Annotated in this window: 17 protein-coding genes and 1 tRNA gene; 15 read left to right on the top strand and 3 right to left on the bottom strand. The window is 64.4% G+C overall.

Annotation, left to right across the window (positions count from 1 at the left end):
* Positions 1 to 14 precede the first annotated feature (14 nt).
* Complete coding sequence (locus BVH73_RS03460) at positions 15 to 704, bottom strand: Bax inhibitor-1/YccA family protein (protein WP_079416110.1); 690 nt, start codon at positions 702 to 704, stop codon at positions 15 to 17.
* Positions 705 to 822: 118 nt separating this feature from the next.
* On the opposite strand from BVH73_RS03460, the gene nhaR reads away from it, so the two are divergent.
* Positions 823 to 1,716: a transcriptional activator NhaR gene (nhaR, locus tag BVH73_RS03465; protein ID WP_079416112.1), complete on the top strand. Its 894-nt coding sequence runs from the start codon at positions 823 to 825 to the stop codon at positions 1,714 to 1,716.
* A 29-nt stretch (positions 1,717 to 1,745) separates the two neighbouring features.
* Here the strand turns inward: nhaR and BVH73_RS03470 are convergent, their stop codons facing one another.
* Positions 1,746 to 2,255: a DUF1269 domain-containing protein gene (locus BVH73_RS03470; RefSeq protein WP_079416114.1), complete on the bottom strand. Its 510-nt coding sequence runs from the start codon at positions 2,253 to 2,255 to the stop codon at positions 1,746 to 1,748.
* Between the two features lie 241 nt (positions 2,256 to 2,496).
* Between BVH73_RS03470 and icmF the strand changes: the two genes are divergently transcribed.
* The 9 genes from icmF (at position 2,497) to BVH73_RS03515 (ending at position 12,322) form a co-directional block, all read left to right on the top strand.
* Positions 2,497 to 5,811, top strand: a complete 3,315-nt coding sequence (gene icmF, locus BVH73_RS03475; protein ID WP_079420299.1) for a fused isobutyryl-CoA mutase/GTPase IcmF — start codon at positions 2,497 to 2,499, stop codon at positions 5,809 to 5,811.
* Between the two features lie 90 nt (positions 5,812 to 5,901).
* Positions 5,902 to 6,846, top strand: a complete 945-nt coding sequence (locus BVH73_RS03480) for a DMT family transporter (RefSeq protein WP_079416115.1) — start codon at positions 5,902 to 5,904, stop codon at positions 6,844 to 6,846.
* A gap of 22 nt (positions 6,847 to 6,868) precedes the next feature.
* Entirely contained in the window at positions 6,869 to 7,771 is a 903-nt protein-coding gene (locus BVH73_RS03485) for a pseudouridine synthase (protein ID WP_079416117.1), read from the top strand.
* A gap of 270 nt (positions 7,772 to 8,041) precedes the next feature.
* Positions 8,042 to 8,623 carry a ubiquinol-cytochrome c reductase iron-sulfur subunit gene (petA, locus tag BVH73_RS03490; protein ID WP_179947958.1) on the top strand — a complete coding sequence of 194 codons (582 nt, stop codon included), beginning with the start codon at positions 8,042 to 8,044 and terminating at the stop codon, positions 8,621 to 8,623.
* A 52-nt stretch (positions 8,624 to 8,675) separates the two neighbouring features.
* The gene (locus tag BVH73_RS03495) at positions 8,676 to 10,079 is read left to right on the top strand and encodes a cytochrome b (RefSeq protein WP_079416121.1); all 1,404 of its coding nucleotides are present in this window, start codon (positions 8,676 to 8,678) and stop codon (positions 10,077 to 10,079) included.
* Between the two features lie 11 nt (positions 10,080 to 10,090).
* A complete protein-coding gene (locus tag BVH73_RS03500) occupies positions 10,091 to 10,885 on the top strand; it encodes a cytochrome c1 (protein WP_079420301.1) in 795 nt (264 codons plus the stop codon).
* A gap of 171 nt (positions 10,886 to 11,056) precedes the next feature.
* Positions 11,057 to 11,668, top strand: a complete 612-nt coding sequence (locus BVH73_RS03505) for a glutathione S-transferase N-terminal domain-containing protein (protein WP_013106447.1) — start codon at positions 11,057 to 11,059, stop codon at positions 11,666 to 11,668.
* A 17-nt stretch (positions 11,669 to 11,685) separates the two neighbouring features.
* Positions 11,686 to 12,207, top strand: a complete 522-nt coding sequence (locus tag BVH73_RS03510; protein WP_079416123.1) for a ClpXP protease specificity-enhancing factor — start codon at positions 11,686 to 11,688, stop codon at positions 12,205 to 12,207.
* A 39-nt stretch (positions 12,208 to 12,246) separates the two neighbouring features.
* Positions 12,247 to 12,322 (top strand) — tRNA-Thr (locus BVH73_RS03515).
* A gap of 724 nt (positions 12,323 to 13,046) precedes the next feature.
* Here BVH73_RS03515 and BVH73_RS03525 read toward each other — a convergent pair.
* Positions 13,047 to 14,402 (bottom strand): IS1182 family transposase, encoded by a 1,356-nt coding sequence (locus tag BVH73_RS03525; RefSeq protein ID WP_031403876.1) that lies wholly within the window; start codon positions 14,400 to 14,402, stop codon positions 13,047 to 13,049.
* Positions 14,403 to 15,029: 627 nt separating this feature from the next.
* Here BVH73_RS03525 and BVH73_RS15915 point away from each other — a divergent pair.
* The 5 genes from BVH73_RS15915 to BVH73_RS03550 all read left to right on the top strand — a co-directional run bounded on the left by BVH73_RS15915 (position 15,030) and on the right by BVH73_RS03550 (position 19,361).
* On the top strand, positions 15,030 to 15,578 hold the full coding sequence (locus BVH73_RS15915) for a hypothetical protein (protein ID WP_169836742.1): 549 nt from the start codon (positions 15,030 to 15,032) through the stop codon (positions 15,576 to 15,578).
* Positions 15,578 to 17,485: an AAA family ATPase gene (locus BVH73_RS03535; protein ID WP_169836743.1), complete on the top strand. Its 1,908-nt coding sequence runs from the start codon at positions 15,578 to 15,580 to the stop codon at positions 17,483 to 17,485. The genes BVH73_RS15915 and BVH73_RS03535 overlap by 1 nt, the downstream gene beginning before the upstream one ends.
* Positions 17,475 to 18,356, top strand: coding sequence for a replication protein C, IncQ-type (gene repC, locus BVH73_RS03540; protein WP_079416129.1), 882 nt, complete (start codon positions 17,475 to 17,477; stop codon positions 18,354 to 18,356). Before BVH73_RS03535 ends, repC begins: the two co-directional genes overlap by 11 nt.
* Before the next feature lie 577 nt (positions 18,357 to 18,933).
* Positions 18,934 to 19,146, top strand: a complete 213-nt coding sequence (locus BVH73_RS03545) for a hypothetical protein (protein ID WP_079416130.1) — start codon at positions 18,934 to 18,936, stop codon at positions 19,144 to 19,146.
* Positions 19,143 to 19,361: a hypothetical protein gene (locus BVH73_RS03550; RefSeq protein WP_079416131.1), complete on the top strand. Its 219-nt coding sequence runs from the start codon at positions 19,143 to 19,145 to the stop codon at positions 19,359 to 19,361. The genes BVH73_RS03545 and BVH73_RS03550 overlap by 4 nt, the downstream gene beginning before the upstream one ends.
* Positions 19,362 to 19,369 lie beyond the last annotated feature (8 nt).

Raw genomic sequence — 19,369 nt, forward strand, 5'->3', positions numbered from 1 at the left:
TCAGTCGTCTCGCCTTACTCGTCGCTGCCCATGAAGCCGAGCAGTTGCAGCAGGCTGGTGAACAGGTTGAAGATGCTCACGAACAGGCTTACCGTGGCCAGGATGTAGTTGGTCTCTCCACCGTTCACGATGCGGCTGGTTTCGAACAGAATCATGCCCGACATCAGCAGCACCACCGCGGCGGAGACCGTCAACGACAGCGCCGGCATCTGGAAGAACACCGCCGCCAGCCCGGCCAGCAGCGCCACGATCATGCCGGCAAAGAGAAAGCCGCCCATGAAGCTGAAGTCGCGCTTGCTGGTCAGCACCCAGGCCGACAGCCCGAAGAAGATCAGCGCCGTGCCACCAAAGGCCATGGCCACGATCTCGCCGCCGCCCTGCATCGCCAGGTAGTGGTTGACGATGGGGCCCAGCGTGTAACCCATGAAGCCTGTCAGGGCGAACACCGCGCCCAGACCCCAGGCGCTGTTGCTGAGTTTGTAGGTGGCGAACAGCAGGCCGAAGTAGCCCACCAGCGTGAGGATGATGCCGGGATGCGGCAGCTTGAGCGCAGCGCTCGCCGCGGCCACCGCGGCGCTGAAGGTCAGCGTCAGCGCCAGCAAGGCATAGGTATTGCGCAGCACGCGGTGCGCGGGGATGGCGACGGCAGCCGTGCCGGTGGAATACACCACGGCACTCTTGCCCCAGGCATTGCTCTCGTTCATGTCGAACTCCAATGAAAAATCAAGACAGCCCGAACTCTAGGTCTATCGTCATTTCGCGTAAATTCGTATTTTTTATTTTTTTACTTCGATTTTTTCGAAGTGTTAAAAAATTAGAGCCATGAATTTCAAACATCTGCACTATTTCTGGGTCACGGCAAAGACCGGCGGCATCGTTCGGGCGGGCAAGCAGCTGCACATCACCCCGCAAACGCTCAGCGGCCAGATCAAGTTGCTGGAAGACCATCTGGGCAAGCGCCTGCTGCGCAAGAGCGGGCGCCATGTGGAACTCACCGAGGCTGGCCAGTTGGCGCTGCGCTACGCCGAGGAGATCTTCACCCTGGGCGCGGAAATGGAAGCTGCGCTGCAGCACGATCAGCCCGCCCGACCTTCCGCACCCTTGCGCATCGGGGTGACGGACGCCGTACCGAAGGCGATTGCGTACCGGCTCATCGAACCCGCGCTGCAAGGCGGCGAATCACCCCGCCTGGTGTGCGAGGAAGGCGAGATGGATGACCTGCTGGCCGATCTGGCGGTGCATCGGCTCGATCTGGTCATCGCCGATGCCCCGCTGCCCGCGCATGTGAACGTGCGGGCGTTCAATCACCGCCTGGGCCGCACGACGCTGAGCTTCTATGCCAGCCCGTCGCTGCTGCAGCGCGCCAGCCTGCCCTTCCCGCACTGTCTTGCCGAACTGCCCTTGCTGCTGCCGGCCCCTTCTTCGGCGGTGCGCGGGCAGATCGACCAATGGCTGGGACAGAACAAGATCGCCGCCCGCATTGCCGGCGAATTCGAAGATGGCGCCCTCATGACGGCATTCGGCCGCGAGGGTCGAGGCGCTTTCGCCGCGCCCAGCGTGCTGCAGGCCGACATCAATCGAGAACTCGGCGTGACCCTGCTCGGCCACTGCGAGGATATGCACCAGGAGTTCTACGCCATCTCGGTGGAGCGGCGCATCACCCACCCGGGCGTGGCTCACATCACCCGCGTAGCCAAGGACCTGCTCGGCGCCTGACTGGTGCGTGGACCAAGCCGCGCCGACACTCAGGGAAAGACCGGAATATCGTGGTCCATGCCTTCCGAGACCACGTTCGGGCAGCAGGTCTTCATGCGATCGAGGATGGGTTGAACATGCTCGTGCGTCACGTCGGCCATCACCAGCACCTGGCCGGAGGCGATGGCGTCCTTGAACCGTTCGAGCCGCGTGCTGCTCACGCTCACGCCCACCATGCTGCTGGCCCAACTGCCCACCAGCGCGCCTGCGGCGGCCAGCGCGATAACGATGCCACCCGCCGGGATGACGGCCATGCCGGGCAAGGCTACGGCCACCAGGCCCGCAACGAGGCCCGTGGCCCCACCGGCGGCCGCGCCCCGTTCGAGAGCGGGAATGAGGTCGGATCGCTGTGCGACGCCCGCCTCGGGCAGATCGCCCAGCGGCGTGCCTTCACGGGCCAGAACGTGAATGTGCTTGTCCGCAATGCGGGCGAGCAGAAGACTGTCCACCAAAGCGTGCGCGCTGGGCACGTCCGGGGCGAGGAAAAAGAGTCTGCGCATGAGGGTCTCCTGATCAGTGCCCGGCCTGAGCCCGAGACGCCATCGCCTGAGGTGGCCTGGTCTTGTCTCAAGACTAGGTCTCGAAAATGAAAGCTGGCTTAGGGTTTTGTCTCAGTCGCCAACCCTGCGTAGCTCGCGGACTTGGCCGCAGCGGCATCCCGGATCGGCTACAGTTCGAATTGACGTAAACGTCAATCAGACAACTCGCGGCGCCATGAACGCCGACGTGAAGGAGACCGTGATGACCGACTTGTCCGAGGCCAAGGCGCTGGCCGCGTACCGCCCGCAGCAAAGGCTGCGTTTTGTCACGGCGGCCTCGCTGTTCGACGGACACGACGCCGCCATCAACATCATGCGGCGCATCCTCATCGGCATGGGGGCGGAGGTCATCCATCTGGGGCATAACCGTTCGGTGGACGAAATCGTCACCGCAGCCCTTCAGGAAGACGCTCACGCGATTGCCGTCTCCAGCTACCAGGGCGGCCATGTCGAATTTTTCCGCTATATGGTCGATCGATTGCGCGCGCAGGGGGCTGGCCACATTCAGGTCTTCGGCGGCGGCGGCGGCGTGATCGTGGCCGACGAGATCGAGGCGCTACAGCAGTATGGTGTCGCCCGGATCTACAGCCCCGAAGACGGCCAGCGACTGGGGCTGCAAGGCATGATCGGCGACATGCTCCGGCGTGCCGATCACCCCCTGCCCGCCCTGCCCGAGACTCAGACCGCCGACGCGCTGCGGACGTCGCCGTCCTTGCTCGCCCGACTGATCACCCAGATGGAAAACGGCCAGACCGAGGCCGCGTTTTTGCGCAGCCTGCACCAGCGGGCCGAGACGGCGCACAGCGTGGTGCTGGGTGTGACCGGCACGGGCGGCGCAGGCAAGAGCAGCCTGGTCGATGAGCTGATCCGCCGGGCCCGGCTGGATCAGGACGACGCCCTGCGCATCGCCGTGATCAGCATCGACCCCTCGCGCCGCAAGAGCGGAGGCGCGCTGCTGGGCGACCGCATCCGCATGAACGCCATCGGCCCGTGGGCCCGGCAAGAGGCGCCGGGCTCCCCGGGAGACAGCGCTGGCACCAAAGTCTTCATGCGCAGCCTGGCCACGCGCGATGCCGGCAGCGAGATCAGCAAGGCCCTGCCAGACGTGATCGCGGCGTGCAAGGCTACGGGCTTCGATCTGATCGTGGTGGAGACCTCGGGCATCGGCCAGGGCGACGCGGCCATCGTGCCCCATGCCGACGCGACGCTTTACGTCATGACGCCGGAATTCGGCGCAGCCAGCCAGTTGGAGAAGATCGACATGCTGGACTTCGCCGACTTCGTCGCCCTCAACAAGTTCGACCGCAAAGGGGCGATGGACGCCCTGCGCGACGTGGCCAAGCAACTGCAGCGCAACCGCGAAGCCTGGACCGCCAAGCCCGGGGATCTGCCCGTCTTCGGCACCATGGCCGCCCGCTTCAACGATGACGGCGTGACCGCGCTTTACCAGGCCCTCAAGGCGCGTCTGGCGACGCATGGCCTGGCCCTCAAGGCCGGACGCCTACCGCTCGTCGAGACCCGTCACAGCACCCACCAGACGCCCATCGTGCCCGCAGCCCGCAGCCGCTATCTGGCCGACATCGCCGACACGGTGCGCGGCTATCACCGTCATGTCCAGACGCAGTCGGTGCTGGCGCGTGAAGCGCAGCAGTTGCGCGAAAGCGGCCGCATGCTGCACGCCGCCAACCCCGACAAGACTGCCGCGGTGAACGCGGTGAATGATCTGGCCGAGCAGCGCGAGGCGCGCATGCAGCCCGCCGCCCGAAAGCTGCTGGCACAGTGGCCCGACATGCAGCGCGCCTATGCCGGCGACGACTATGTGGTGAAGATCCGCGACCGCGAGATCCGCACCGCGCTCGTCCACACCACGCTGTCGGGCACCCGGGTGCGCAAGGTGGTGCTTCCCCGTTGGGAGGATCACGGCGAGGTGCTGCGCTGGTTGATGCGCGACAACGTGCCGGGCAGCTTCCCGTACACCGCCGGGGTGTTCGCCTTCAAGCGTGAGAATGAAGACCCCACCCGCATGTTCGCCGGTGAGGGCGACGCCTTTCGCACCAACAAGCGTTTCAAGCTGCTCAGCGAAGGCATGCCGGCCAAGCGCCTGTCCACCGCGTTCGATTCGGTCACGCTCTATGGCGCCGACCCCGACCGCCGACCCGACATCTACGGCAAGGTAGGCAATTCGGGCGTGAGCATCGCCACGCTCGACGACCTCAAAGTGCTGTACGACGGCTTCGACCTGTGCGATGCCGCCACCTCGGTGAGCATGACCATCAACGGCCCGGCGCCCACCATCCTGGCGATGTTCCTCAACGCGGCCGTCGATCAGCAGATGGCCAGGTTCGAGACCGACAACGGCCGCCAGCCCACCGACGACGAAACCCAGAAGATCCGCGAGTGGGTGCTGGAGAACGTGCGCGGCACGGTGCAGGCCGACATTCTCAAGGAAGATCAGGGGCAGAACACCTGCATCTTCTCCACCGAGTTCTCGCTCAAGGTCATGGGCGACATCCAGCAATATTTCGTGCAGCACCGGGTGCGCAATTTCTATTCGGTGTCGATCTCCGGCTACCACATCGCCGAGGCGGGCGCGAATCCCATCTCGCAGCTTGCGTTCACGCTGTCCAACGGTTTCACCTTTGTCGAGGCCTACCTGGCCCGCGGCATGCACATCGACGATTTCGCGCCCAACCTGAGCTTTTTCTTCAGCAACGGCATGGACCCGGAGTACAGCGTGCTCGGCCGTGTGGCGCGTCGCATCTGGGCCGTGGCCATGCGCGACAAGTACGGAGCGAACGAACGCAGCCAGAAGCTCAAATACCACGTGCAGACCAGCGGCCGCAGTCTGCATGCGCAGGAGATCGACTTCAACGACATCCGCACCACCCTGCAGGCGCTGATCGCCCTCTACGACAACTGCAACAGCCTGCACACCAACGCCTTTGACGAGGCCATCACGACGCCCACGGAAGACAGCGTGCGCCGGGCCATGGCCATTCAGCTCATCATCAATCGCGAATGGGGCCTGGCGAAATGCGAAAACCCGAATCAGGGCGCCTTCGTCATCGAGGAGCTGACCGATCTGGTCGAAGAAGCCGTGCTCAAGGAATTCGAGGCCATCGCCGAGCGCGGCGGCGTGCTCGGTGCGATGGAAACCGGCTACCAGCGCGGCAAGATCCAGGAGGAGAGCCTGCACTACGAGATGCTCAAGCACACCGGCGAACTGCCCATCATCGGCGTCAACACCTTCCGCAACCCTCACGGCGACGCGGCCCCGGCGCATCTCGAACTGGCGCGATCAACCGATGACGAAAAGCAATCGCAGCTGCAGCGGCTGGCCGACTTCCATCGACGCCACGCGGCCGAAGCGCCGGCCATGCTCGCGCGGCTGCAGCAGGCGGTGATCGACAACGGCAATGTGTTCGCCGTGTTGATGGACGCGGTGCGCGTGTGCAGCCTGGGGCAGATCACGACAGCACTGTTCGAGGTTGGTGGCCAGTACCGGCGCAGCATGTAGGCGCGCGCTCTTATCATCGTGGGGCTCCGCTGCGCGTGTCCGCGTGGCGGTTTTCGTTTTCAACCCGGATCGGCTCCGGGCCTTGTCGCCATGTCCACCTCCGCTGCTTCGCTTCGCGCCAGCGCCCTGATGCTGCTGGCTTCGCTCATCTGGGGCACGGCCTTCGTCGCCCAGACCGCGAGCATCGGCACGATTGGGCCGTTCTACTACACCGGCATGCGTTTCGTGTTGGGGGCCGCCGTGGTGCTGGCCGTCATGGCCTTGCGTCGCCGCCCAAATCCCGCCGACCACCCCGGCTCCAACCCCGGCAGCCTGCTGCGCGACGGCGGGCTGCTCGGCGTGGTCGTGGCCATTTCCATTTCGATGCAGCAGATCGGGCTGGAGTCCACCACCGTGGCCAACGCCGGTTTCATCAGCTCGCTCTATGTGTTGCTCGTGCCGCTGCTCGGCCTGCTGTGGGGACGGCGGGTCGGCGCAGGCGTCTGGCTGGGTGCGCTGCTGGCGGCCTCTGGCATGTATTTTCTCAGTGTGCGTCAGGGCTACAGCGTGCGCCACGGCGACTGGCTGGAACTGGGGGGGGCGTTGTTCATCACGCTGCAGCTGCTGCTGCTGGGCCGAATGGCCCCACGCCACGACCCTTTGCAGCTCGCCCTGGTGCAGTTTGTCGTCTGCGGTCTGCTTTGTCTGGGGGCCGGGGGGCTGATGGAATCGATCAGTCTCGAGGCGATCGGGCGTGGCGTCTGGCCCATTCTCTACGGCGGCGCCCTCTCGGTAGGCGTGGCCTACACCCTGCAGGTCGTGGCGCAACGTCATGCCATACCCGCGCATGCTGCGGTAATTTTCAGCATGGAGGGCGTATTCGCGGCTCTGGCGGCTTGGCTGGTGCTGCATCAGGCCCTGGACGCTCGCGCACTCTTCGGCTGCGCGCTGGTATTCGGCGGCCTGGTGGTGTCGCAGTTGCCACTGCGCACCCTCGCCGACGGTCTGCGTGCCCACATGCGCCGTCTGCCATCGCCGCAGACCCTCGACTCCTGACGCCACTTCTGCCACTGCCCGCATGAGTACCAAACCCCGCTCCGCCCCGGTCTGGCCCGGACGTCCCCTGCGCACAGACGCCGCGGACAGAGGCTCCGCTGCGACCCCAAGCCGGCCGTCTGCCGCACCGGAAGGTCAGACCGATGCTCAGGTGCGTCTGTCCAAGCGAATGTCCGAACTCGGACTGGCCTCACGGCGCGAGGCCGACGACTGGATCGAGCGCGGCTGGGTCCTTCTCGATGGCGAACCCGCCGTGCTGGGCACCAAGGTGGCCGGCAATCTGCCCGCTTCTCGCATCGTCATTCGCCGGGCGGCACAGCACCTGCAGGCCAGGCAGGTCACGATTCTGCTGCACAAACCCGTGGGCTATGTCAGCGCGCAGGCCGAGCACGGCTACACCCCGGCGGTCGCGCTCATCAAGAGTGAAACCCGCTGGGCGGAGTGCGACTCGCCGCACGGTTTTGCGCCGACGCATCTGCGCCATCTGGCCGTGGCGGGTCGGCTGGACATCGACTCCACCGGCCTGCTGGTCCTCACCCAGGACGGCCGCATCGCACGCCAGCTCATCGGCGAAGACAGCGCGATCGAGAAGGAGTATCTCGTGCGCGTCAGCCTGGCCGATTCACCAGCCCGCAACAGCGGCGATGAGGACGTGCAGGCTGCGTTCCCCGAGAGCCGCCTCGCCCTGCTGCGTCACGGCCTTGCGCTCGATGGCCATCCTCTGCGGCCCGCGCAGGTCGAATGGATCAACCCGCAGCAGTTACGGTTCGTTCTGCGCGAAGGCAAGAAGCGCCAGATCCGTCGCATGTGCGAGCTGGTCGGCCTGCGGGTGACGGGCCTCAAGCGCGTGCGCATGGGCCAGGTTCGCCTGGGCGCACTTCCCCAAGGCCAGTGGCGCTATCTGCGCGACGACGAAGCCTTCTGAACACTGAGACGGCTCGCGCTGGCTGTACCGCAGAGCGGAGGCGCCAGCCCTGGTCGCACCCATCCCGCGCGCGAGCAGCAAACGCCTGATGCTGCTTGGCAAGATCGGGCCAAGGGCACCGCCGGTTTCATATTGTTGCGCTGCAGCACGAACATGATTGATCTTTCTCAATGACAAACCTCTAAATCAGTGAGTGCTTATAGAGGGTTCTCCTAATGTCCAAGCCGTGCCGTGCAGGGAACAATGCGCCATCTTTCCCGGAGTACGGATATGGATTCAAAGCGTCGCACATGGTTGATTGCAACGGGTTGTGCCGGTTGCGTGGCAGCAGGGGGTGCGGCCGTTCCCTTTGTCGACTCTCTCGCGCCTTCGGCCAAGGCACGCGCCGAAGGCGGGCCGGTGGATGTGGACATCGGTTCGCTGCGCCCGAGTGAAAAGATGACGGTGCTCTGGCGCGGGCAGCCGGTGTGGATCCTGCACCGCACGTCGGCCATGCTGGAGTCGCTCAACGAAACCCAGTCGCTCGTCGCCGATCCCGACTCCCAGCGCACGGCCTTCCCCACGCCGCCCTGGGCGCAGTCGCAGTGGCGCTCGATCAAGAAAGAGTATCTGGTGGTCGTGGGCATCTGTACCCACCTGGGCTGCTCGCCGGTGGACCGGTTCACGCCAGGGCCTCAGCCCTCCCTGCCCTCCGACTGGGATGGCGGCTTCCTTTGCCCCTGCCACGGCTCGATGTTCGATCTGGCCGGCCGTGTCTTCAAGAACATGCCCGCCCCCGACAACCTGGTCGTCCCCCCGTATATGTATGTGACCGATGGCAAGCTGCGCATCGGCGAACACGAGAAGGCTTGAAGCCCGCCCTCACCCAGCAACCCTCCCCACAAGACCTCCAGGAGACCTCTCAATGGCAGATCAATCGCTGCACGGCGCGCATGCCACCCCCGAACACGGCGGGTTGCGCGGCTGGGTGGACAAGCGCTTTCCGTTCTCCTCGCTGTGGAGCGCTCACCTGACGGAGTATTACGCGCCGAAGAATCTGAATTTCTGGTACTACTTCGGCTCGCTGTCCATCGTCGTACTGGCCATCCAGATCGTCAGCGGCATCTTCCTGGTGATGAACTACAAGCCCGACGCCGCACTGGCCTTCGGCTCGGTCGAGTACATCATGCGCGACGTCAACTGGGGCTGGCTGATCCGCTACATCCACTCCACCGGCGCGTCGGCGTTTTTCATCGTGGTGTATCTGCACATGTTCCGCGGGCTGATCTACGGCTCCTATCGCACCCCGCGCGAACTCATCTGGATCTTCGGCTGCCTGATCTTTCTCTGCCTGATGGCCGAGGCGTTCTTCGGCTACCTGCTGCCCTGGGGCCAGATGTCGTTCTGGGGCGCGCAGGTGATCGTCAATCTGTTCTCGGCCATCCCCTTCATCGGCCCGGATCTGGCGGTGTGGATTCGCGGTGACTACGTCGTGAGCGATGTGACGCTGAACCGCTTTTTCGCCTTCCACGTCATCGCCATTCCGCTGCTTCTCATCGGCCTGGTGGGATCGCACATCATCGCCCTGCACCAGGTCGGATCGAACAACCCGGACGGCGTGGAAATCAAGGACAACAAGGACGGCCGCGGCATTCCGCGCGACGGTGTGGCGTTTCACCCCTACTACACCGTGCACGACCTGTTCGGGCTCTCCATCTTTCTGATGATTTTCTGCGCCGTGGTGTTCTTCGCGCCGCAATTCGGCGGCTATTTCCTGGAACACAACAACTTCATCCCGGCCAACCCGCTGAAAACCCCGCCCCACATCGCGCCGGTCTGGTATTTCACGCCTTTCTATTCCATCCTCCGTGCCACGACGAGCAATACCGTGCACATCTGGATGGTCGTGGTGGCTGCGGCCACGCTGTTCGCGCTGTGGCGCCACCGGGCGAGACCGACGCGAGCCGTCCTGTTCGTCGTCGGCGGCAGTTTGCTCTTCTGGGCCTTGGCCACGGTGGATGCCAAGTTCTGGGGTGTGGTCAGCATGGGCGGCGCCGTGGTGATTTTCTTCTTCCTGCCCTGGCTGGACAAATCGCCGGTCAAGTCGATCCGCTATCGCCCCAACTGGCACCGCGCCGTTTACACCCTGTTCGCCATCAATTTTGTCGTGCTGGGCTATTTCGGCATCCAGCCGCCCTCGCCCGTGGCCTATGCCGTGGCGCTGAGCTGCACCCTGCTCTATTTCGGCTTCTTCTTTCTCATGCCCTGGTGGAGTCGATTGGGAGCGTTCAAGCCCGTGCCGCAACGCCTGACTTACAAGGCCCACTGATGCCCGCGACCATGACCTCATTCCTGCACCCGCTTCTGCGACGTCTGTGTCTGGGCTTGCTGCTCGGGTTGATGCTGCAAGGCATCGCCAGCGCCGCCTCGGAAGAACAAGAGATCCCGCTCGATCACGCGCCCTACCGCGTGAACAATATGCTGGCCTTGCAAAATGGCGCGCGGCTGTTCGTCAATTACTGCATCGGCTGCCATTCGGCCAAATACATGCGGTATGAGAGCCTGCGCGACCTTGGGCTCACGGACGATCAGATCCAGCACAACCTCATGTTCGGCGACGCCAAGATCGGCGACACCATGCGCATCGCCATGACATCGGCTCAGGCGCAGAAATGGTTCGGCACCGATCCACCGGATCTGTCCATCATCACCAAGGCACTGGCCTCCCACCGTGGCAGCGGCACAGACTATCTCTACACCTATCTGCGTACCTTCTACCGTGACGACACACGACCCACGGGCTGGAACAATCTGGTGTTCCCCGGCGTAGGCATGCCCAATCCGCTGTGGATGCTGCAAGGCGAGCGGGCGGCCCATTTCCAGACGGCTCCCGATCCGGCCGATCCGGCCGTGAATCTCAAGACCTTCGTCGGCTATACCCAGCTGACGCCGGGTGCGCAAACCACAACCGAGTATGATTCGACGGTTGCCGACCTCGTCGCCTACATGCAGTGGATGGCAGAGCCCGATCAACTGTTCCGCAAGCGTCTTGGCGTCATCGTGCTCATTTTCCTGGGATTGTTCAGTTTCATCACCTGGAAGCTGAAGTCCGAATACTGGAAGGATGTGACGTAACCCTGGCCCTCGGCCGCACCCCGGGTGAACGCCCAATCCGAATTGCCGGGGTGGCTCTGCCACCCCGTTCTGTTTTTTTGCGCCCCCAGGTCGGGCCTTCCCCGACCCGCCCCCCGAGGGGGTCAAAAATCTCGGGGCGGCCCTTCGATTTTTAGATAGGAGTCTGCATTCATGATGGTGCTCTATTCCGGCACGACCTGCCCGTTCTCGCAGCGTTGCCGCTTCGTGCTGTTCGAGAAAGGCATGGATTTCGAAATCCGTGACGTCGATCTGTTCAACAAACCCGAAGACGTCAGCGTCATGAATCCCTACGGCCAGGTGCCCATCCTGGTCGAGCGCGATCTCATCCTGTACGAATCCAACATCATCAACGAGTACATCGACGAGCGCTTCCCGCATCCCCAGCTCATGCCCGGCGATCCCGTCGCCCGCGCCCGGGTGCGCCTGTTCCTGTTCAACTTCGAGAAGGAACTGTTCGTGCACGTGACGACACTGGAATCGCGCGCGACCAAGTCCAACGAAAAGGCCCTGGAGAAAGCACGCAGTGCCATTCGCGACCGCCTCACTCAGCTCGCGCCCGTGTTCCTGAAAAACAAGTACATGCTGGGCGAGGATTTCTCCATGCTCGATGTCGCCATCGCCCCGCTGCTATGGCGCCTGGATCATTACGGCATCGACCTGCCCAAGTCGGCCCTGCCGCTGGCCAAGTATGCCGAGCGCATTTTCCAGCGCCCCGCCTACATCGAAGCGCTGACGCCCTCCGAAAAAATCATGCGCAAATAAGCGCCCGGTGCATCGTGATGGACAGCGGTTCGCAAGACATCGGCTCGACCAAGCCTTACCTTATTCGTGCCCTCTACGAATGGTGCACGGACAACGGGCTGACGCCCTATCTCGCCGTGCAGGTGGGGCCGGGTGCACGCGTGCCGCTGGAATTCGTGAAGAACGGCGAAATCGTTCTGAACATCAGTTTCGATGCCACCAGCGCCCTGAACATCGGCAACGACGACATCCGGTTCAAGGCACGCTTCGGCGGCGTGGCTCGGGACATTCTGGTCCCCATCGGACAGGTTTCCGCGATCTATGCGAGGGAGAACAGCCAGGGCATGGCCTTTCCGGTAGAGGCCGCTGCCGAGGCGGACACGATCGATGAACGCAACGACGCACCGGCGGCGATCGATCAGGAAGAACCACCGGCCTCGAGCAAGCCGGTCCGTTTACGCCCGGTAGAATCTGCTTCATCAGAGGCGGACTCTCCGCCGCCGGAATCTCCACCCACGCCTCCACGGCCCGGTGGCACCCGCCTCACCCGCGTGAAATAGTGCTTCGGTACACGACGCGGCGCTGATCAGCGCCCCCCTGCCGACTTAGCTCAGCTGGTAGAGCAACCGCCTTGTAAGCGGTAGGTCATCCGTTCGAGTCGGATAGTCGGCACCAGAATTACGAGTAAAATCAATAGCTTGTAGAACATCGCCCGACCGCAACGGCCGGTGCGCATTCCCCTCCAGGGGGAATTTCGAGCACAGATTCCCCCTGAATTCCCCCAAATCGCACGCGAGTACATTCCCGCCATCCCCCTGGCTTCCCCCTGCGGGTTCGGCGACCATGGCGGCACAAATCGGCTAATTATTTCGTGGATCTATCATTCACGAAACATTACGCCATCCCTCAACAATTTTTTGGTGTTTTGTGTGATTTTGCTTGACGGTGCATGCCGTTCGTGCGCAGAATGCACATATGGGCCTCTCCTCCACTCGCTCCCCGAGCCAACAGCGCTTCGCATTGGCGCACGCCAACGTTGAGTTGGGCCGGGAGTACGTCGCCGACTCGAGCCTCGACCGCTTCGTGGTCGCGTTGGAGCGCTCCGCCGCGGAGCAGACCACCTACTGCCGCCGGCTGGAGCGGGTTTGGCGGGTCGGCTTCGGGGGAATGCTGGCATTGCTCGCGGTCCTGCTGCGCAGCGCCGCACTGAGCCAAGACACTAGGAGACCGTCGGACTTGAGCCCGAGGGGCGGGGGTGGCGGCGGTGAGCCGCGCGGTTTATGCGCGGCCAGGCACGCCGCCAGCGTCTTCATCACTTGCACAGGCTCCTGGGCGGCCCGTTGGGGCGCAGAGCAGGTCGTGCGGGGCGCGATCTGGGCGCACTTTCCCTCTTTGCTCGTCACCCGGCGCGCAGCACATGCATGCGCTTGATGTTCCAGGCCATGGTCACGAGGTTCCACTCGCCTCGCGCCTTGTGCAGCCCGCGCATGCTCATCTGACGCCAGCCCATGACGTGCTTGATGATGCCGAACACGGGCTCGACGGTCTGCTTGCGCAGTTTGTACAGCGCCCGGCCTGCCTGTGTGCACAGGCGGTGGGCCATGTTGGCGACCGGCTCCGCAGTTCGCGGCGCGTCGGGGTCGGGCCCAAACCGTTCGGCCAGGGGCACGTGATGCGACTCGCGCTTCATCGCCAGCAGCGGCTCGATTCCCGCCTGCACGCAGGCGAGCACGTTCGCCTGGCTGCAAAAACCGTTGTCGGCAACGAGGGTCTGCACGTTGCCAAGCGCCCCGGGCAACGCCGCAATCTGCTCGAGCGTGGACACCACTTCGCGCTTGTCATTGCAGGCCTGCGTGACGTGCGCGGTGACCACCATCATCGTCTCGATGTCCACGCCGGCCTGGGCGTTGTAGCTCTGCTCGAAGCCGCCGCCGGACACCGGCATGATGCGCGACTCCTCGTCCGTCAGGTTGACCTGGTCGCTGTCCTGGGGTCCGGCCTGGGGCGGCTCAGGGTCCCGCCCGCGCGGCTTCTTCCCGGCCTCGCGCTGGGCCCGGCGCTTGGCCTCTTTGGTCTCGAACTCCTGCTGCTCCGCTTTGAATCGTTCGGCGGCGCGTTGCGCAATCTTGGCCTTGGCCTGCGCGATGGCGCTCAGGCGGTCCTCGCGGCGCGCGATCTCGGCGGGCACATCCATGCCATCGGGCGCGCTGGAGCGATCATCCTTCTCCGCCCGCGCCAACAGGTCCTGGACTTCCTGGCGCAACTGCGCCTCGATCTTGTTGGCATGCCCCCACGACAGCGCCTTGTGCTTGCTCGCGCTGGCTCGGATCTTGGTGCCGTCCAGCGCAATGTGCCCGAGCTTGAGCAACTTCATCTCGCGCGCCAGCACCAGCACCTGCACGAACAGCGCCTCGATCTCCTTCAGAAAGCGCCGCCGGAACGCGGCCAGCGTATCGTGGTCCGGATGCGTATTGGCCGCCACAAAGCGGAACGCCACCGAGTCGTAGGTCGCGCGTTCGATCTTGCGGCTCGAATGCACCCCGTTGGCATACCCGTAGATCAGCAGTCCCAGCAGCACCGCAGGGTGATGCGCGGCCGAACCCCGGCCCGCGTACTGCTTGACCAAATCGTCCAGATCGAGCCGATCAATCACTTCGACAACAAAGCGCGCGAGGTGATCACTGGGCAACCACTCGTCCACCGACGGCGGCAGAAGGTAGGCCGTGTCTCGATCAACACAAACAAAGCGACTCATCGCGAGGAACTCCTCAATGGACTGTCGCCATTGTCTCGGATCGAACCATCAGGCGAAAGCCTGGAAAGTCCGACAGCCTCCTAGCCCTGACGCGCGACCTTCGGGAAACAGCGACCGCCGTGAGGCGGCCGCCCGCCGGGCAGTCCAGCACCTCGCCACGCTCGCGCTGCAACCTCGCATCCTGGGGCAGCGCCCCCTCGTGTTCCGCGCCTGACGCGCGGGACACGTAGCCCCGCCGCGCGCGCGGCACCCCCCATTAAATCCGTTCCTGGGGCTGCATCCTCTCTAGAGGTGCAGCATGAAAAAGCAGCAAGACGTACCAACTGGTCCGCAGGCCAGATTCCTCACGATTGCGCAGCACGCGCAAGAGCTTGGCCGCAATCCACGGACGGTCACGAACTGCATGTCGGCGGGCACCTGGCCCTGTCCGTCGGTTCTGATCGGCGGGCGGCGCATGGTGCCGCGACAGCTACACGAGCAGTTCATTGCCGATCTGCTCGCGCAGTGCAGCGTCGGCGGCGATTCGCGCCCGGCCACTGCCCCCGCTGAACCCGCCCCGGCCCCGGGCAACGGCGAGCGTCGCCGGCCTGGTCGGCCGCGTAAGTCCGCAACCGCCGGGGGTGCCCGATGATCGCCGAACTTGAGGCACGCGCACGGGCTGCACTCCCGCCGGAAGCCGCGGCGCTGCTGGCCGCCGGTCTGGAGGACGCCGCCGACGCCTGGCTGGCCCAGCGCTTGGGCAAGAGCGTTGCGCAAATGCGAAGCCTGCGCCGCCGCGAGCGCAGGGCCAGGACCGTGCCCGGCGCTCCCCTCGTCGAGATCGGGTTCGGCGACGTCGCCGGCGAGCTGATCGGCATCGAGACCGCGGACCCGCTGGCCATCCTCGAGGCGGCAGAGGCCGTCGCTGCGCTGGACGCACAAGCTCTGGCCGACGCCGACGCCGAGGCCGGCGACGAGGCCGGCGACACGCTTGCCCTCGCCGCCGCGCTCGGCTGCACCCGCCGACGCGTGCAGCAATGCCTGGCCGCGCGGCGCGAGCTGCGTCAGCTCGGGCAATGCGAGCTCGGCCTCCAGGACGGCAAGGCATTGCTGCCGCCGGCCCGGCCGCGGGCGCTCAAGCCGCGGCGCCGAGTGCTGTGCGTCGAGCAGCTCGATCTGATCGAGGGGGGGGTGTGATGACTGTTCTCCACGATTCGGTCGGCAGCATGCTTGCTGCGATGCGCGACGGAGGAATCGAAGTCGACGACCCCGGACTGATCAGCGCGGACGGGGAATGGAAGCGCCTGCGCGGGGCCGGGCACAAGCGTGGCACGAAGAACATTGCAGTCCGCTTGCACGGCGACCACGGCTATGCGAAGGACCACAGTAGCGGAATCGAGGTGTCTTGGTCTGCGAAGTCGGGCCAGCGCATCAGCCCTTCGAGCTTGATCGCGGCCAAAGCGGCGGCGGCACAGCGCATGGCCGACGATGCGCTGAACCACGACCGTGTTGCTCGGGATGCGGCCCGCATTTGGGAGGAAGCACAGGCCGCGCCAGCAGATCACCCCTACCTCACCTCCAAGTGCATCCAACCCGGGCCCGCTCGTCTGGCCCAGGACGGGCGGCTGATGCTCCGCATACAGAACGTGGAAGGTGAGACGAGGAACCTGCAGCGCATCGACGCTGAGGGCACCAAGCGGCCGCTTTACCAGGGGGAAAAGGTTGGCAACTTCATCGTTGTCGCCGGCGAACTGCCGCAAGACGCAGAAAGCAATGACCTGGTCATCATCTGCGAGGGCTTCGCTACCGGCATGAGCATCGTCGACATGTACCCGAGCACGACGGTCCTTGCCGCGCTGGACTGCGGAAATCTGCCCGCCGTTGCCCGGGCCGTGCGGCAGAAGTATCCCGCCGCGATGATCTGCCTCGCGGCGGATGATGACCACCACCGCGCAGACAACCCGGGCATGACAAAAGCACGGGAAGCGGCGGCGGCCGTGGATGGGTTCGTCATCCGTCCGGCGTGGCCGGGGGGGAAGGCAATTGCCGGCCAGACGGATTTCAACGACCTCGCAGCGATGGCGCGTGCACGCGGCTTGGCCGAAGTGCCGGTCGACGACTGGATCGCCATCGATGGCGAAAACGATGACGCCACGGTCGAGGACCAGGACCACCCGGCGGATGATTTTCTTCGCGAAGCATCCGAGCTCGATTTTTGGGATGCGGCGGATGCTGCATGGCCCGCGCCGAACTACGTGCTCGGGGCGCTGCAAGCCGGCGACGTTGGTCTGCTGTCCGGGGCCGACGGGGTCGGGAAGGGGTGGGTTGCACTTGCCGCTGGTCTGAGCGTCGCGCTCGGCCGCTCGGTTTGCCGCAGCGAACGTACAGCTCGCGGAATCTTTGAATTGCCGGCAAATGCAGCGCCCGGGAAGGTCCTGTACTTCGCGGTCGAAGACCGCGTCGCGGACCACGGCCGCCGCATGGCGGCGATCGCCAGGCAGTTGCGGATCGAGGGCATCAAGTCCCGGTGCGGCGAGCAATTCAAGATTGTCGCCCTCAAAGGCAAACGCCTGCCGCTGATGCAGCGAGGAGACGACGGCATCGCCCGGCCGACGGCAGAGGGCATGCGCTGGGCCAGGGCCATCGAAGGCTACAAGCTGGTGATCATCGATCCACTGCGCGCATTTCACGATCTGACGGAAAACGATGGCCAGCACATGGATGCGTTCATCCGCTGGCTTGTGTCAGTCGCGATGACAAACGGCCAGGTCATTCTCGTCGTCCACCACGCGAGCCAGACCGCGATTTTGGACCGACGGGAAGACCACCACAGCGGGCGCGGTGCGACGGATTTCCCCGCCGGCTGCCGCGCCGTGTGGACCCTTCGCGCGGCCTCGCCGACGGAAGTCGAGGAGGCCGAACGGCGCGACTGGAAAGTGCTTGTCAACGGCAAGGCTTCGCACGACAGGGAGGCCGGCGCAACGTTCCTGCGCCGCGGTGCGGACGGCGTTCTGTACGCCGACGCAGCGCCTCTGCCTCTGCCTCCGTCTTCGCCGCGCAAGGCGGCGGACAACAGCAACAGGAGAAATCGCAGTGTGCTCTAAAACTTACCCGAAATTCGCACTCACGCACGTTCGACACGATCCCGCGCACTGCCTCGCGCCCGGGCTTTTCCGGTCTCTGAAAAAAGGCGACCGGAGCCGTCTCAAGCTCGACGTGTCTTACACGTTCGGCGACGACTCTCTCCGGTTTTGGGGACCGGAGCCCCTTGGCGCAGACGACCTGCGCGTACTCCAGGGGCTCATTGCCATGGCGTCGACGACCAACGGATTCGGAATGATCTTATCCAGCAGCACGGAATCTGAGCTCGGGCAACAGCTCCGGCGTGATCTGGAACTTGCCGGCGATGCGGTTGAGCAAAACGCGATGGTCGCGCAGGGCAGTTTCCGGCAGCTTGCACGGGAACTTGGCTACGCCGACGACGGCGGAAGTCAATTCAAAAGCATACGCAAGTGCATCGAACGACTGTACGCAGTGTCAATCATCGTTGAACGTGACGGACGCCGACGGAAAGGCCATCGCGTGCTCGCGAGCTATGAGAGCGACGCCGGGGACAAGAACAATGCCGGCGGCCAGCTGTTCGTCGCGATCAACCCGCGCCTCGCCGAGGCACTTGTTGGGGAAAGGCGTCATGTCCGGATCAGTATGGCCGAGGTGCGGGCATTGAAGTCAGACGCTGCCCGCCTGATCCACCAGCGACTCTGCGGCTGGATCGACGGCGAGGCCGGGAAATCGGGGCGAGTCGAGCTCGATACGCTTTGTTCGTACGTCTGGCCGGACGCGACGAAAAACGCACACACAACGAAAACCCGGCGAGCAAAGGTACGTCAAGCGCTGGCGGAACTCAGCGACCTCGGCTGGACGATCAATGAGTACGCCCGGACAAAATTTGAGATCAGCCGCCCCCCGGCGTAACGCCATCCAAACCCCGGCATAACACCACCAAAACCCCGGCGGAACGCCACCCGTCCGACAGAGGGAAAACCGCCCCCTTCTAGATTCTTCAAGAATCTCTAGCGCCCAGGGGGCGGCGCCTGGAGGCGCCACCCCGGGGCTTCAATGCAACAACAACCGCCAGGCCAGGGCCTGAAACCGCCGCCAGAAAAAAACCATTTCCATGGCATGCGGGTCAAGGGCGGCAGCCCTTGGCAATGCGCGAAGCGCCGATACGAGCGCTTTAAACGCGCTCTGTGCCGCTGGCTGTGCTTTGGGTCGCCCACCCCGACAAAATTGATTCTCGGCACCCTATAGCGCAATCGCTGACCCTTCGGCATCCCCTCGGTTGCCACTCAATGCCCCCGGCGGGGCAAAACCCCATCGATCACCGGGGCCAGCGTCCCAGCCACAACACCCGTCACAAAGCCCGCCCAAGCCGGGCTTTGTCGTCGTTGCGCCCCGCGCAACGCACGTTATTCCGCCGCGAAGCGGCCGCATTTCGCCAGTCTCTGAATAGCTTCAACGCCGACATTCGCGGCGCTCAAAGGAGCTATGCATGAAAACGATCCAAATCGAATGCCGCCCGCACGGCCGGCCGCTCGATGCGAAAAATCACATCACCGTCGCGCAAATGGGCCGTCGCGTGCACGTCACCCTGCACGACCGCCGCGGAACGGAAACCCACCAGCGCCGCCTACTCGATTTTCCAATCGCGCAGAAATCCCTCGCAGTCGAGCTCGCAAACCTGCTCGCCGGAGGAACTCCGTGACTACTAGATCACCGGCTGGCGGATTTATCCGCCGGTACGAAATCCTGGTCGACGCGCGCGGCGTGTACACACTCAAACTCGAAGACGGCCGGATTATTCAGCTATCACCCAAAGAAAAATCGATTTTCCAGCTCATGAACTCAGTCATGCACGACCGAATGCTCGCTGAATCTGGCTATCGCGTCGATGCGGCTGAAAAGCCTGCGCAGCACTAATCGAAACC

This window comes from Thiomonas intermedia (assembly GCF_002028405.1).
Lineage (GTDB): Bacteria > Pseudomonadota > Gammaproteobacteria > Burkholderiales > Burkholderiaceae_C > Thiomonas > Thiomonas intermedia.

What these genes read in the sequence shown, in the direction of transcription:
- BVH73_RS03460 (WP_079416110.1), bottom strand. Translation starts at nt 704, where the DNA reads ATGAACGAGAGCAATGCCTGGGGCAAGAGTGCCGTGGTGTATTCCACC.
- nhaR (WP_079416112.1), top strand. Translation starts at nt 823, where the DNA reads ATGAATTTCAAACATCTGCACTATTTCTGGGTCACGGCAAAGACCGGC.
- BVH73_RS03470 (WP_079416114.1), bottom strand. Translation starts at nt 2,255, where the DNA reads ATGCGCAGACTCTTTTTCCTCGCCCCGGACGTGCCCAGCGCGCACGCT.
- icmF (WP_079420299.1), top strand. Translation starts at nt 2,497, where the DNA reads ATGACCGACTTGTCCGAGGCCAAGGCGCTGGCCGCGTACCGCCCGCAG.
- BVH73_RS03480 (WP_079416115.1), top strand. Translation starts at nt 5,902, where the DNA reads ATGTCCACCTCCGCTGCTTCGCTTCGCGCCAGCGCCCTGATGCTGCTG.
- BVH73_RS03485 (WP_079416117.1), top strand. Translation starts at nt 6,869, where the DNA reads ATGAGTACCAAACCCCGCTCCGCCCCGGTCTGGCCCGGACGTCCCCTG.
- petA (WP_179947958.1), top strand. Translation starts at nt 8,042, where the DNA reads ATGGATTCAAAGCGTCGCACATGGTTGATTGCAACGGGTTGTGCCGGT.
- BVH73_RS03495 (WP_079416121.1), top strand. Translation starts at nt 8,676, where the DNA reads ATGGCAGATCAATCGCTGCACGGCGCGCATGCCACCCCCGAACACGGC.
- BVH73_RS03500 (WP_079420301.1), top strand. Translation starts at nt 10,091, where the DNA reads ATGACCTCATTCCTGCACCCGCTTCTGCGACGTCTGTGTCTGGGCTTG.
- BVH73_RS03505 (WP_013106447.1), top strand. Translation starts at nt 11,057, where the DNA reads ATGATGGTGCTCTATTCCGGCACGACCTGCCCGTTCTCGCAGCGTTGC.
- BVH73_RS03510 (WP_079416123.1), top strand. Translation starts at nt 11,686, where the DNA reads ATGGACAGCGGTTCGCAAGACATCGGCTCGACCAAGCCTTACCTTATT.
- BVH73_RS03525 (WP_031403876.1), bottom strand. Translation starts at nt 14,402, where the DNA reads ATGAGTCGCTTTGTTTGTGTTGATCGAGACACGGCCTACCTTCTGCCG.
- BVH73_RS15915 (WP_169836742.1), top strand. Translation starts at nt 15,030, where the DNA reads ATGATCGCCGAACTTGAGGCACGCGCACGGGCTGCACTCCCGCCGGAA.
- BVH73_RS03535 (WP_169836743.1), top strand. Translation starts at nt 15,578, where the DNA reads ATGACTGTTCTCCACGATTCGGTCGGCAGCATGCTTGCTGCGATGCGC.
- BVH73_RS03545 (WP_079416130.1), top strand. Translation starts at nt 18,934, where the DNA reads ATGAAAACGATCCAAATCGAATGCCGCCCGCACGGCCGGCCGCTCGAT.